Origin of the sequence: Rhizobium sp. S163, assembly GCF_030380805.1 — a bacterium.
Lineage (GTDB): Bacteria > Pseudomonadota > Alphaproteobacteria > Rhizobiales > Rhizobiaceae > Rhizobium.
On the sequence record NZ_JAUDSA010000016.1, the window covers coordinates 1 to 12390 of the forward strand.

General features: G+C 57.2%; 9 protein-coding genes and 2 pseudogenes. 5 read left to right on the forward strand and 6 right to left on the reverse strand.

From position 1 onward, the window contains the following. Positions 1-872: 872 nt before the first annotated feature. Positions 873-1118, forward strand: a complete 246-nt coding sequence (locus tag QTL96_RS15065; RefSeq protein ID WP_289728255.1) for a DUF982 domain-containing protein — start codon at positions 873-875, stop codon at positions 1116-1118. 229 nt (positions 1119-1347) lie between these two features. Continuing rightward, positions 1348-1971, forward strand: a complete 624-nt coding sequence (locus tag QTL96_RS15070; RefSeq protein WP_289728256.1) for a Crp/Fnr family transcriptional regulator — start codon at positions 1348-1350, stop codon at positions 1969-1971. A gap of 241 nt (positions 1972-2212) precedes the next feature. On the opposite strand, the pseudogene QTL96_RS15075 reads toward QTL96_RS15070, so the two are convergent. Beyond that, positions 2213-3166, reverse strand: a pseudogene (locus QTL96_RS15075) (IS630 family transposase). A 1406-nt stretch (positions 3167-4572) separates the two neighbouring features. Between QTL96_RS15075 and QTL96_RS15080 the strand changes: the two are divergent. Both QTL96_RS15080 and QTL96_RS15085 read left to right on the forward strand, forming a co-directional pair. Continuing rightward, entirely contained in the window at positions 4573-4881 is a 309-nt protein-coding gene (locus QTL96_RS15080; protein ID WP_289728257.1) for a hypothetical protein, read from the forward strand. A 443-nt stretch (positions 4882-5324) separates the two neighbouring features. Then, entirely contained in the window at positions 5325-5942 is a 618-nt protein-coding gene (locus QTL96_RS15085) for an outer membrane protein (RefSeq protein WP_289728258.1), read from the forward strand. 159 nt (positions 5943-6101) lie between these two features. On the opposite strand, the gene QTL96_RS15090 is transcribed toward QTL96_RS15085, so the two are convergent. The 5 genes and pseudogenes from QTL96_RS15090 to QTL96_RS15110 form a co-directional block, all read right to left on the reverse strand. After that, positions 6102-7556 (reverse strand): lytic transglycosylase F, encoded by a 1455-nt coding sequence (locus QTL96_RS15090; protein WP_289728259.1) that lies wholly within the window; start codon positions 7554-7556, stop codon positions 6102-6104. A gap of 119 nt (positions 7557-7675) precedes the next feature. Next, positions 7676-8893 (reverse strand): hypothetical protein, encoded by a 1218-nt coding sequence (locus QTL96_RS15095; protein WP_289728260.1) that lies wholly within the window; start codon positions 8891-8893, stop codon positions 7676-7678. A 4-nt stretch (positions 8894-8897) separates the two neighbouring features. Next, entirely contained in the window at positions 8898-9764 is an 867-nt protein-coding gene (locus QTL96_RS15100) for a DUF2950 family protein (RefSeq protein ID WP_289728261.1), read from the reverse strand. A 101-nt stretch (positions 9765-9865) separates the two neighbouring features. Beyond that, positions 9866-11290, reverse strand: a complete 1425-nt coding sequence (locus QTL96_RS15105) for a DUF3300 domain-containing protein (protein WP_289728262.1) — start codon at positions 11288-11290, stop codon at positions 9866-9868. A gap of 182 nt (positions 11291-11472) precedes the next feature. After that, positions 11473-11900: pseudogene (locus QTL96_RS15110) on the reverse strand (transporter); the annotation flags it as partial. Positions 11901-11971: 71 nt separating this feature from the next. Between QTL96_RS15110 and QTL96_RS15115 the strand changes: the two are divergent. After that, complete coding sequence (locus tag QTL96_RS15115; protein ID WP_289728263.1) at positions 11972-12388, forward strand: hypothetical protein; 417 nt, start codon at positions 11972-11974, stop codon at positions 12386-12388. Positions 12389-12390 lie beyond the last annotated feature (2 nt).

Below are 12390 nucleotides of genomic sequence, written 5' to 3' on the forward strand. Positions count from 1 at the left end.
GGCCTGGCCACGCGCTACGACCGCCGCCCTGACAATTACCTTGCTGCACTGAAACTCGTTGCGACACGAATTTGGATCAATTCAGTTTGCGAGTCCACGTCCTAGTTCAAGGTATCGGTCCTTCAGCTTCGAAATCGATAAGAATACCCACCGGGCGGGCGCCGAGCGATCCGGGCGAAGCCCCTTCGGAACCCTCCGGATCTGCAAAATCGGCCCGCCAGGCGGGCGATCTGATCCGCGCTCAGCAGTCTACTCAATGTGCCAGACAGGCTTCGCAGATCAGGCATCCATCGTAGGTCAAGACCCAATCCTACCCTTCGTCGGAATTCCGCATCTGCTCCGCCTAATTTTCTTCCCGCCATGTTGCATTCTCGCACTCGACTCTTGAGCGAAAGCATTGTTGTGTCTGCCTAGACAGGAGATGCTAATGTACTATGAGTGGAATGAAATACGGTTTCGTCGTCAGTATCTCATCAAGTTTGTGTCAGTGTGGGCTGTCGCTATAACATTGGCTTTCCTACCGGTCTGGTGGCTGGTGCAAGAAGCGACGTTTCCCTGATCGAACCGCTTCCAGCATCGCGTTGATTGCTGACGCCTCGGGATCGGATGTATGCGTCATTTGACGGCATACTTTTTCGCAAAACGCGGCGTCCCGACGTATCGAGCTCGCTTGTTATTCCAGATAAGGTCTGCTTCTAAGCCATTAGACGCCTTACGGTGGTCATTCCATGGACGGCGGATCGAGCACAACGTTTTTCGCCGGCACCTCCTCCGAGTTTGGTCGCCACTGGTAGGGGACCTTGGTCTGACATCAGGAACGAGCCCTTGGTTCGTGCATTTCCTTTTAGGAAGAGCATGAGCGAGGAACTGAAATGACCGACTGCCTATGGGACAAGCCAGTTGAACTCATGATCGGCAATTCCGATCACTTTCGGTGTGTCGGTAGCAGCCGTGAGGCAATGGCTTTTTTGATGACCTCGTGGCCTACGAAAGGCGGCCGGTCCTTTTCCGCAGCCAGACGCGCATGCCTGGCAGCGCTCGAAGGAAAGATTACCGACGCCAAAGCGAAGCACGTTTTCGTACACGCCGCCGATAAGGCAGGCATTCTCAAACGGTGACACGGGAACTTCGGAAGCTCGTTCCAGCTACAAGCCACCGCATACCACCGAAATGTAGTACCAGAGTGCGAACCGTACGATAGCGTACTAACCGAGCCGTCGTCTATCGTCGCCCTATATCTCTGAAACTATGTCATCATATCAAAACCGACTTTTGAATGTGCTGTCGTCCGATGTTCAACAGTCGATACAGCCCTTTTTGATGCGACGTCATTTTCACCGCGGAGAGATGATTGAACGCCCTTCGCACATCGTGCAAAGCGCGCTCTTCGTTGAAGTCGGCGTGATCTCCGTGATCTTCTCGTTGCCCCCCGCGGTCAACGTCGAGGTTGGGATGATTGGACGTGAGGGAATGACCGGTATCAACCTCTTGACGGGCACGTCACCCGGGTTTTTCCTCGCCGAAGCACGAACAGACGGCTGGGGATACGAAATCCAGCCAGATGCGTTGATGGCCCTTGCCCGGCGAGACGAGGAGTTCGGCGCCCGGCTTGAACGCTATCGCGGATGGCGCTCAGTTCAATCTGCCATGATGGCTGCCAGCGGTCGCGCCGGAAACATCGAGCAAAACCTTGCCCGTGAACTGCTGATGCTCCATGATCGGATCGACGGTGACATTATTGTCGCAACGCATGATGAACTCGCTGCCTACATCAATGCAAGACGCGCGAGTATCACCGATTGTCTCCACATATTCGAAGGTGAGCACTGGATCCGATCAAGGCGAGGTTATGTCGAGATCACTGATCGACCTGGACTTGAAGGTGCCGCGGGAGAATTTTATGGAACCGCCGAAAACGCGTGGTTCGATATGTTGGCAAAGCTACCTCCCGATGCTTTGGCAGCGCAGTAGGGTTGCGATAGGAATTGGAGCGTAAAACAATCTTCATTCTTCAAGCGAGCATGCAGCGAAATGGTGGTTTGCAAAGTCGCCCACGTGATTAGTATTTTACGCCCCGCTTTAAACGAAGCAGATAACCGATTGATCAATGTGAGTTGCGGGGCTCGACCGGACGCCACCTCAGAAAACATAAGCTCACTGATTTGCGGCACTTGTGTGCCCGCCGACGCTGAAATGCTAAAGCGTGTCGCATCTATTCAGCCTCATATCCTGCTGCCTTGAAGAAGTTTCGGCATTCGGTGACGGAGAAGAGGGTGATGATGTCGCCGAGCGCTTTGGTGATTGTATCGAAGCTTCGAGCGGCCCGCTTTCGCAGGAGTGACTTGAGTTTCGAGAATGCCATTTCGATGGGGTTCAGGTCCGGCGAATAGGGGGCAGGAAGAGAAGCCTTGCGCCTTTTGTCTTGAGCAACTGTTCTGCCCTTTCGCTTTTGTGGAAGCCAACATTGTCGAGGATGACGACATCGCCGGGCGATAGTGTCGGCACAAGTTGTGTCTCGATCCTGGTTTCGAAGATGCGACTGTTCATTGGAGCATCGACGATCCATGGTGCGGTCAGGCCATGGCAGCGCAGACCGGCAATGAAGGTCTGCGTCTTCCATTTCCCGAAGGGAGCATAGGCGGCAAAGCGACTGCCTTTGGCAGACCACCCGGTGCGTTTTGTCAGGCGCGTGTTGGTCGACGTCTCATCGATAAAGATGAGCCGCGACAAGGCTTTGTTGAAGAACCGCTTTCGGCGGTTGATCCAAAGGTCACGAGCCTTGGCGATCTCCGGCCTGCGCTGCTCGCTTGCCTTAAGGCTTTTTTTTATTGCTTAGCCCGAGCCGGTGCAAAAACCTCCCGACCGTAGCGCGATGGATTTCAATGCCGCGCTCCGCGAGTGCAACGCACAGCTCATCCAAAGTCGTTTCGCCATGCGCGGACATCCGCTCGCGAACCCAATCAGCATGAGCCATAAGCTTCGCGCCACCAAGCGGGTGGCCCTGCTTGGCGGCGGCGAGAGAACCGGATGACCGATGCAGGATCATCATGTTATTGACGAACCGAGGCGAAACCCGGAAATGCCGAGCGGCTTCACGGTTGCTATGCCCTTCATTTACAAACGCAACGACACGCTCACGCAACTCGATCGGATGCGGCTTGCCCATGGTGTGGCTCCTTCCATGGGCAAAAAGAATCACGGATCAACTGATTTGGAAATCCCGAATCTGGTTGGCGCGACATGCTTTAGTACCGGATAGAGCGGAGTTCGCCAGCACCGTAACCGCTCGGATTTTTTGCCAAGCGCTTGTACAGCAATCGTCCGGATCTTCGGATGATAAAAAAAGGTTGCGGTCACTAGGAACCTAGGCTGGGATCGCTCGTTCTTAGTCGGAGCCGCGTCAATGCCTTTCCTTCGTGGCTCTCTTCCCCATTTGCCCCTGGCTTTCGCCGGGGGTTCTTTTTTCACGTGTACCTTTTGAAATCTTGCCCACCACCCGGTCGCGGCGGGTTCTGAGCCGAAAGCAAGCGATGAGCGCGGGAACTCTTGGCAAGTGATGGCTCGCCTCAAGGCAAGGCGCCTGACGCTTCCAACAAGACCCGCGCTGATGGGCAGCCTGAGCTACACGGTGATATCGGTCTCTTGGGCCAGCGAGCGCCACGCCGATGGCCGTGGCACTGAAATCGCCTTTTTGCCACAGCAAGAACCGCGATCACTGTTGTATTTCAATGGACTGCTCAGCTTTCTTAATGCTTCAGGATGTTGCAACTGAGCCACCGGCCGTCCCTAGCTCACAAATCCGTGCTTAGGCGCGATCGGATGTCACCACAGCAGAGTCCTGGATACCCTACGGGAAAACGGCCGCGACTCCGCGGAAGCCTTTGGATCGCTCGCCGTTATAGGCGCGAGCAACAGTTGGCCCCTCCTCGAACGAAAACAATTTCGCTTTTTTGGAACCAAACGCGCAAGGCGGCGTTTAATGCGCACTCTGGATCAGCGCCATTGCCCCGCCCTCGTGCGGGGCACTTTTTTTCATGAGAGAGCGCTAGCGCTCGATCTCCTCAACAATTTAACCCTATAGCTTATCCCCATTTTGGGGGAAGTTCGCCGAAGCTTGTGGCCGGCGGACCCAAGCGTGGTGCGCAACCTCGCGCGAAACCAAAATACTTCTATCTCCGGCAACCATGGAGGAGATGGACGGCTTGTCGCACAAGCTTGAGCAGGAATGCCAGAAAATAGAACATCTAACGCTGACGTTCCACGTAGGAGAACGTCGAGCGTCGCGCTCGATCTGCAACCGCTGGACGCTTGCTCTGCGTCTTGGCTTTGCGGGATGACCGTTCAGTAAGTGTCGCACCGTCAACCTCACTTGTTGTCCATAGTTATCGCCAGGGGATGTTTTCTTCTGGTGCTATCGAATTCTCCGTCGCGGATCGGGATCAATCGAAGCGTCGCCCACGCCGCCTCCCGGCTATACTTCAAGCCCGAAATTTCTGTAAGAGCCTGGGAACAAGGTGACGAAGCCGTTGTTAAGATCCCGTCAACAACACAACATCTTGAGGATCAGAAACAATGCGCATGAAGATCATTGCGACAGCACTCCTTGTAGCCGGTATGTCAACTCCTGCCTTTGCTCAGTCCAACCCAGCCCCGGCCGGTTCCACAATCGACAAAAACCACGGCGATACCGGCGGTGGCGCGAACACCGATATGAAGAAACCTCAGGTCGTTGATACGGAATCTACCGGCAGCACAATGAAGATGGACAAAACGAAGTGCGCGGATCCGGCGAGCAGCGCGGGCACCGGCAAGCTGCAGACCCAGGGCGGAAAGAGCAACGCCACGCCGGAAGACGAAGCGTGCGCAGCCCACAACAACTAAGCCGTTGCGCAACAGAAGGCCGCTCTCGATGAGAACAGGGCGGCCTTCAATCGCCTCGATTATTGTTCCGGGCTCGGAGATCGACCGTTCAAGCAATCTATAGCGCTCATCTCCCCAGGTGTGAGTAATTTTTGACACTTTACCTCTCTGCGGCCTGGCTTGTCCGCCGGGTACTTTGCCACCGGTCTCCGAATGTAGCCTACGATCATTGCGAGGAAACCGAGCAGATAGTCCTGGAGGTGTACGCACCGAACGATCACTGAGGTTCGGTGTATAGATTTCTGGACCGTGAACGAAAGCCGCCGTGGTCAGTAACGGTCGCCTTGCATTTCAGCCCTCGTTGATACAGTAGCCTCAATCTCTACCGACTGTTGCATACCCGCTACAGACTGCTCGATCAGAATACTTTAAGTAGAGTGCAGTGTTCAGTTTAGGGAAGCGTCATGAAGAAGTTCCTTGTTGCAGCAATGATCACTCTCACCTCCAGCCCTGCGGTTTTTGCTGCAGATTTGGTTGAACAGCCCGTTGCGGCAGCCCCGGTCTTCACCTGGAGTGGCCCGTATTTCGGTATCGACGGCGGTGCTGGCTGGCTGAATGGGGATTTCTCCGGCGGCGGCATATCGGATTCGGAGGACTTCAACGGCGGCCTGTTCGGCGGGTTCGTTGGCTACAACTGGCAGCTTGATAACAACATCGTTCTGGGCGTCGAGGGCAACGTCGAATATAACTGGAATGACAAGGACTTCCTTGGCGCCAACGTGGGCTCCGACTGGTCCGGGGCCGTGCGCGCTCGCGTAGGCTACGCGTTCGACAATGCATTGCTTTACGGTGCGGCCGGCTGGACCGCCGCACGCGGGTTCGTGGACGTTCCTGGCCTTGACAAGGAAACCAAGACCTTCAACGGCTACACGGTCGGTGCCGGTGTTGACTACGCTTTCACTAACAACGTCTTTGGTCGCGTCGAGTACCGATTCAATGACTATGGCAGCAAGGATGTGCTCGGTATTGACGTCGATGCCGATCAGCATGTGGTCAAGATAGGCCTTGGCGTGAAGTTCTAGAACTGCCTGTACGAAACGACAAAGTCCCGCTCCTGCGGGGCTTTTTTTGTTTTACGCTCTCCATGACACAAGACCTCAGTTCATTTCGAGGCTGCCAGAGGCGGATATCGTAGGCTGGCTTGCCGTAGAGCTCAACGCGCACTTCGCGAACTGGGCCTGCTAGTCCGCTTGGGGAAGAACAACCTTTTTTCGCTCAGCCATTCGATCAACCAACAGCGAATACGCGACGTAGTACTTGTAGATATTGCTGACGTACTGCACGGTCTCACGCCCGACAATCGCTGCCGCTCCGTTTTCGACATTCCCGAACCAGACGTCGGGATCGAGCCCCATCGTTTTTGCCTTCTGTCGAAACTTTCTTAGATTTCCGGGTCCGGCATTGTACGCCGCGAAGGCAAAAAGCTGCCGGTCCTTCGCCGTGAGCGCCTCATCATCGATGTAGGTCTTTACGAGATGACGAAGGTATTTCGCACCCGCCTTGACGTTTCGGTCGGGATCCTTGTCGATACCGCTGATCCCAACTACTTCGTCCTTGGCGGTGGATGGGAGCATCTGCATGATGCCGACGGCACCTCGAGGAGATCGACGGGATTGGTCGAGTTGAGATTCCTGATACCCCTGCGCCATCAGCATGAGATAGTCGAAGGAATAGCTGTCGCCGTATTTGCGAAAGATTTCGACAAGCTTCTGGAAGCGATCGACGTCTGATGGCGAATAGGCCCGTTTTACGATTTTATCCTGCTTGAAATAGCTGTTGCGGAGAATATTACCGAAAGTGGTGCCAACTTTATGCGTTGCCACGAAGGCGTTAAGCTCCGCCGCTAGCTCCGGACTGCTCTTGCGGATGGCCCAGGCAATCTTCCCCTGAGAAGACAGCACGGCATCATGGAGCACCTTTATGTCGGGAAAGACATGCGACCAGATGTCGGCCTTATAGGCATCGACGATCGTGAAGGGCAGCAGGTTGGCGTTGACCATCTCCATCAAGTCTTCATCCTCCAGGCTCTCGTCCATGGGATCGATGACGATCTGCGGCTTGCCGGAGGCCGCCAGTTCCTTGTTCTTCGTTAGAAGATGCTCGTGATAACTGCTCGATAGCCTGACAGCAACGTGCTTGCCGGCGAGATCGTCGACAGTCTGGACGCCTGGACTGCCCGGTGCTGCGACGACAACTTCCTGCGCGTCGCTGTAGAGCGGATCAGTGAAATCGACATCCTTTGAACGATCATCAGTCACGGTCAGGTTCGCCATGACGATGTCACCGAGGCCTTCGTTGAGCGCGGGCAGTAACCTGTCACGCGGCATGGGTACAAAGACGATCGTAATATGGTCGATCTGCTTCTTGCGATCCTTGTTCAAGACCTTTTCCAGCTCGCGCCCAAACTCCACCGCCGTACCGAACTGGCGGCCCTTGTCGATGAAATAGACCGTCTTGCTGAACGGCACGAGGATGCGAATGATGCGACGTTCCTTCATCGCCTTAAGGTCGATGACGTGCTTTTCGATCAGGGGCGGCTTTGCGGTGGGTATGGGCGTTTCCGCCCTTCCAATCGCAGGAAGGCAGGACGAAACCAGCGCACCGAGCAGAAGCCACCAGCCACGATGTATTTCCATCATTCGCCTCCAGCGCGGATCAGGATTCTCTATCAGAATTTCATTCGAACAATCAGATCGGAGTATGGCAGAGTGTCCGAGCCAGTCCCCTTCCCGCACCTTGGCCGGGTGTCGACTGCTCAGATAAGCAGAAGCTTTTTCAGGACAGAAAACACCTCCTTATAAGGCAGTTTGGATACGCCGGCGATTGCGAATGGGATCAGGGCCGCCGCAGCGACTGGCAGCAGCGTCTTGCGGTTGACGAGCATCGAGGACAGCTTGCAGGTCTGCTCGTACTGCTTGGAAAGATCGACGGGATCCATTGCCTGCTCGGCTTCCTTTGCATCCGGGGCGACAACATTCTCGCCGATCGCTTTGCGTTCGAAAGCTCGCTGTTGCGTTGTCGCCCGCGCCGACATGGTCAACAGGGTTTGGTCCTTCATCTGACTCAGCGGCCTCGAAAACGCCGACAGAGGATAGGCAAAGAATGCGAGCACGATCAACAACCACACGCCCATGATCGTCGTGAGCGTCGCTGCTGATAGATCGGCCTGCATCTGGTGTTTCGCGACGGCCGCTGCCATGCCGCAGCTCACACCGAAAACAAAGAGAACGTAGGCGTTCGGATACTCCCCGACGAAGGCAAGGCCGCCTTTGCCATCCGGGTGCGTGGAAACCAGCCTCAAGTCGAGACGCGCAATGCTTCTGAGCAGATCGGCCCACACCAGATGGCGCCACACACCGCGAGTGAACAGGAAGATGAACAATGGAATGCTGATGAAGACGCACCACCAACCCGCAAACGTGAGATGACGGACGTCACCTGTCACCGTGGCGGCCCAGCTCGTCGACGGCGCCTGCTTGAAGGTCAGAAAGGCCAGAAATGCGGAGATGACGGCAAGCGCAAGACACGCGGCCTCCGCAAGTGCTGAGTTGCGGCGTGCCATAGCCTTACCGAGCGCGATCATAGCCAAGCCCTGTGACGCAGCAGGGATCAACGGCGCACGGAGGAATTGACCTAATTTGCGTCGCAATCCCGCTTCGACGGCTTGCTCGGCAGCCAAAAACGCTGCGATGCCCACGAAGAAGCGGGCCCATGGACCGGGATCTGTGAGGTACGCGTGAAGGGTCGGCGTATCAGAAAACAAAGTTGGAAGTGTGAGAAGCAATGGAACGACCCAGGCGGCGGCCACGAACAGGATGATGCGGCGACCCGTGTGAAGGTTTCGTTCGTGAACAAGATTGAGCCGCCGTTGAAGTACGAAGAACGGCCCGCCGTGCGACGCCAGATATTCCAGCCGGTCCTGCTGCAGGGCAACATCGCTCGCCGATCGTGCCACAAGCTTCGCCTTAACCATCGGTTCAATCCTCGGTTACTGACCAGCGGTCACCCGGATTGAACTGCTTCATGGCGCGCGCGATCTTGTCGGTGTCTACCCCGAGATCGGCCTGGTAGACGATGCCATTACGGTTGACCACGAAGGTGTTGACGCCCGTTTCCCCATACCTCACCGGCCACGCGACCAGGGCGAAACCGGCGATCATGTTGCCGTTGATCACGTAGTCATATGGGCCGCCGGCGATATTGCCGCCCTGTCGGGTCAGGACCTTGTACCGGTAGCCGAAGTATCCATTGTTGTCCTTGGATTTGTCGAACTGGACGTAGTCGAGATAGGGCGCCGCGGGGCTCTCGCCGAGGCCATCGCTTTCCGGCCAATAAAGGCCGTCAGCCCTTCCGGGACTGCTTACGAGCCTCTGCGCGTATTCCAGCACGCCGTCGCCGTCGTGATCGGCGGTCGCATATTGCTGCTGGGCATCGACATAGCCGCGCACGGTCTCGATCGTCTGGATTTCGTTCTCGCCGATACGACGATTGATGATCTCCTCGATGCCGTTGACAGGATCGAAGGCGAACTTGCCACTCTCCGCTCTTACGATCGGGAACGGGAACGGCCACATGATGTCACCGACATCGACGATGCTTTGGCCATTCCTCTCCTCAAGACCAATCCGCTTTCCGATCCCTTCCTTGATTGCCGCCAACGTCTCCGTCACGCCATCGGTCGTCTTCAGATGTGCTGAGTCGACACCGAGAATGGTGGCCAGCTTATCCAGGTCGGAGGCAATAACTGCTTCCTTGAACGCTGCCAGTGCGGCGTCGGCACTATCATATTCGGTCGGCAACTGCTTCGACACGAGATCGACGAGGTCTTTTTCTGCCGCAGACATGCTCGTTGTCGACAACAGGAGAGACACTGCTGCTGCAGCGATCAAACGAAATCCTATGCGAGGGTGATGAACACTCATGATAGTTACTCCGTTCGGTTCGATTAGCGTCGACGTCCGCCATGGGGCATGCGGGCATGGCCGCCGCCACCACGGCCGCCGCCGCTTAAGTGCGCACCGCCGCCTCTGCCCCCACCGCTGAAGTGAGCGCCTCCCCCACCGCCGCGATGTGCCGCAAACTCCGGACGGCCGGCGTGGTGCCCGCCACCCATGGCGCGGCCGCCGAGCTGCGAGTGAAGATTGGCAGCACTCCGCGAACGCACCTCACCCAGTCCCGAAGGGCGCTGCGGACGCGCATCCCGTTTGCCAGCCATGGCGTGGTGTCCGATGTCACGGTTTGCGCGCTCGCCGATCTCGCCGCGATGGTCGCCGGCGGGCCGATTGGCGACACGGTCCCGCAACTCGCCGCCGCCGCCGGCAATCTTGTTCGTCCTGATGTCCTTGATGGCGGACGGCGTTACCCTGGCGTGTTCGGCGTTGGCTGCTCTTGCCTTGACGGACTTGGCCTTCGTGCGAATGTCGTTATTGCCGCCCGCTTCCAGCCGGTTGCGAATGTTGGTCTTGTCGATGTTGGCGAACTGGTTGTGATCGAACTTGATCTTGCTGCGATCGACATTCTTCCAGTCGACATCGTTGAAGTTGACCTTGCCGTTGCGATCGAACCGGTTGAAGCAGTGGTCGCAATCGATGTCGATATCGTTGCCGTCGAACCGGCCGCCCCAGACACCCCATCGGTCCCAGTCGACCACGGCGCCGAAAATCGCGCCGGTCACAAAGCCCGCGAAATAGGTGGCCGTGGGATAATAGTAGTTCGGATAGGGGTCGGGGTAATAGCCGATCGGCGCCGGCGCGTAGGCGTCATCGTAGAGCATTTGCGGCTCGTACTGCGGCACGTAGATCTTCTCGGGATTGGCGGCTTGGATGACCACATTGTCGTTCTGCTGGACAACCTTCACCTTGTCGTCGGTCTTGATGATGCCGTCCGCGACCGCCTTGTCGCGCAGTGTCTGGATGGCGATCAGCATGTCCTTCTGCTGGTCGGCGACCGCATCGCCGAGTTGCTGCGTCCAGTCGAGGTCGTCGCTCATCATCTTGACGATGTCGGGGTAATTGAGAAGCGAGACGACGCTGCCATCCCAATCGTCCTTGGGCTTCAGCGCAGCGTTGTTCTTGACCTCGCCGAGGAACCGGGAGGCCTCGACAATCTGCAGCGGATACAGCGAGGCGGAGGTTACAAGCGCAACAAGCTCGTCAGGATAGAGCGCGATGCGCGCGACAAGCACCTGCATCTCCTCGTCGGTCAACGCGTCGGTCGCCTGGACCGGGGCTGATGCCGGCGTTGGTGCGGCCGACGGCGCCGGGGTTGGCTGCTCCTGAGCGTAAAGAGCGCCCCCACCGACAGCGAGAAACGTCGACGCAAGGACCAGGATCGCCCAACGTCCGGGGGAAGCGAGAGAACACAACGCCATCGACACGTCTCCTTCGAGCATGAAGCCACAACCGCCAAGCGGCGGGCGACGCAACGGGATCGAAGAAGCAGGGGAACAGATAATTCAGCGCGCTGTAAGTACGTTACCGTAAAGCGCAATGTTACAGGGACCTCTGTTACCACCGACGACGTAGAAGAACTGCCGGCCTGGGCGGTCTAAAATCACTTGGGGAAGAGGAATGTAATCCCGGCGCGAACGCCCCAGCCGTTCGGACCACCTTCTGGCGACGTCGCCCAGTAGCGTGCGCGAGCTGGAAGCTCACGGGTTGCTTATCGAAGGTGACGAGCTTGGAGATCGAGAAGTTGATCGGGACGCTCCACTGGTTGCTTTCCTAATCATAGGTGCTCTCGGTGTTCAGCGCGAAAGTCCAGGCGTCGTGCGTGGTGTAGGAGATGAAGGGCTACAGGAAGGTCGAGCTGATATCCGACCGCCCTCCGTCACCCGCCACGGACCAGATGTGGTTGGCGAGCGCGCCGTAGGTCCACGGCCCGTCCTGTTTAAGAACGACGCCTGTCGGGCCAAGACCGAGCTTCTCGCTACCAAGCAAAGGTTCCGTCGCCGTGGGGATCAGGATGGCTGGACCCAGCCCCAAAGAGCGCGGCCGTAGCGAGACAGGAGATCGTTGCTTCCCCTGCCAAGCGGATCGCGGCCAGTCGAGGCGTGATCAACTCGATCGAACTTGATGCCAGTCAGGATTCCATCGGTAACGACTGCGCCGTTCGAGCGGAGTACGCGCTCGAAGTTCGGGGCAGCGTTGAGGCGGCAGCCAATTGCCTCGAACACACGGTGCGGCTCATGCCACACGATCCCGACGCCAACGCAACTCTGGCTCGCATTCTTCTTGCTCCGGCCGGAATAGCGACTCCGTCTGAGGTCGCAGATCGTGCGCTTCGGCATGCTCAGGATGCCGTTGCCAGAGCCCCATTTTCCGACCGGGCGCAGCTTGCTTTGATGGCGGCTCAAGCAGCAGGCGGAAGGTTGCAAGCTGCGATCGAGGCAGGCAACAGGGCCGTCGCGTTGAATCCGAGCAATCCAGATTCGCTCGCGGCCTTGGGTGGTTTACTTTATTCCGCGTGATA

Excerpts from the sequence above, each read along its gene's own strand:
- QTL96_RS15065 (WP_289728255.1), top strand. The coding sequence starts at position 873 with ATGACCGACTGCCTATGGGACAAGCCAGTTGAACTCATGATCGGCAAT.
- QTL96_RS15070 (WP_289728256.1), top strand. The coding sequence starts at position 1,348 with ATGATTGAACGCCCTTCGCACATCGTGCAAAGCGCGCTCTTCGTTGAA.
- QTL96_RS15080 (WP_289728257.1), top strand. The coding sequence starts at position 4,573 with ATGCGCATGAAGATCATTGCGACAGCACTCCTTGTAGCCGGTATGTCA.
- QTL96_RS15085 (WP_289728258.1), top strand. The coding sequence starts at position 5,325 with ATGAAGAAGTTCCTTGTTGCAGCAATGATCACTCTCACCTCCAGCCCT.
- QTL96_RS15090 (WP_289728259.1), bottom strand. The coding sequence starts at position 7,556 with ATGGAAATACATCGTGGCTGGTGGCTTCTGCTCGGTGCGCTGGTTTCG.
- QTL96_RS15095 (WP_289728260.1), bottom strand. The coding sequence starts at position 8,893 with ATGGTTAAGGCGAAGCTTGTGGCACGATCGGCGAGCGATGTTGCCCTG.
- QTL96_RS15100 (WP_289728261.1), bottom strand. The coding sequence starts at position 9,764 with ATGTCTGCGGCAGAAAAAGACCTCGTCGATCTCGTGTCGAAGCAGTTG.
- QTL96_RS15105 (WP_289728262.1), bottom strand. The coding sequence starts at position 11,290 with ATGGCGTTGTGTTCTCTCGCTTCCCCCGGACGTTGGGCGATCCTGGTC.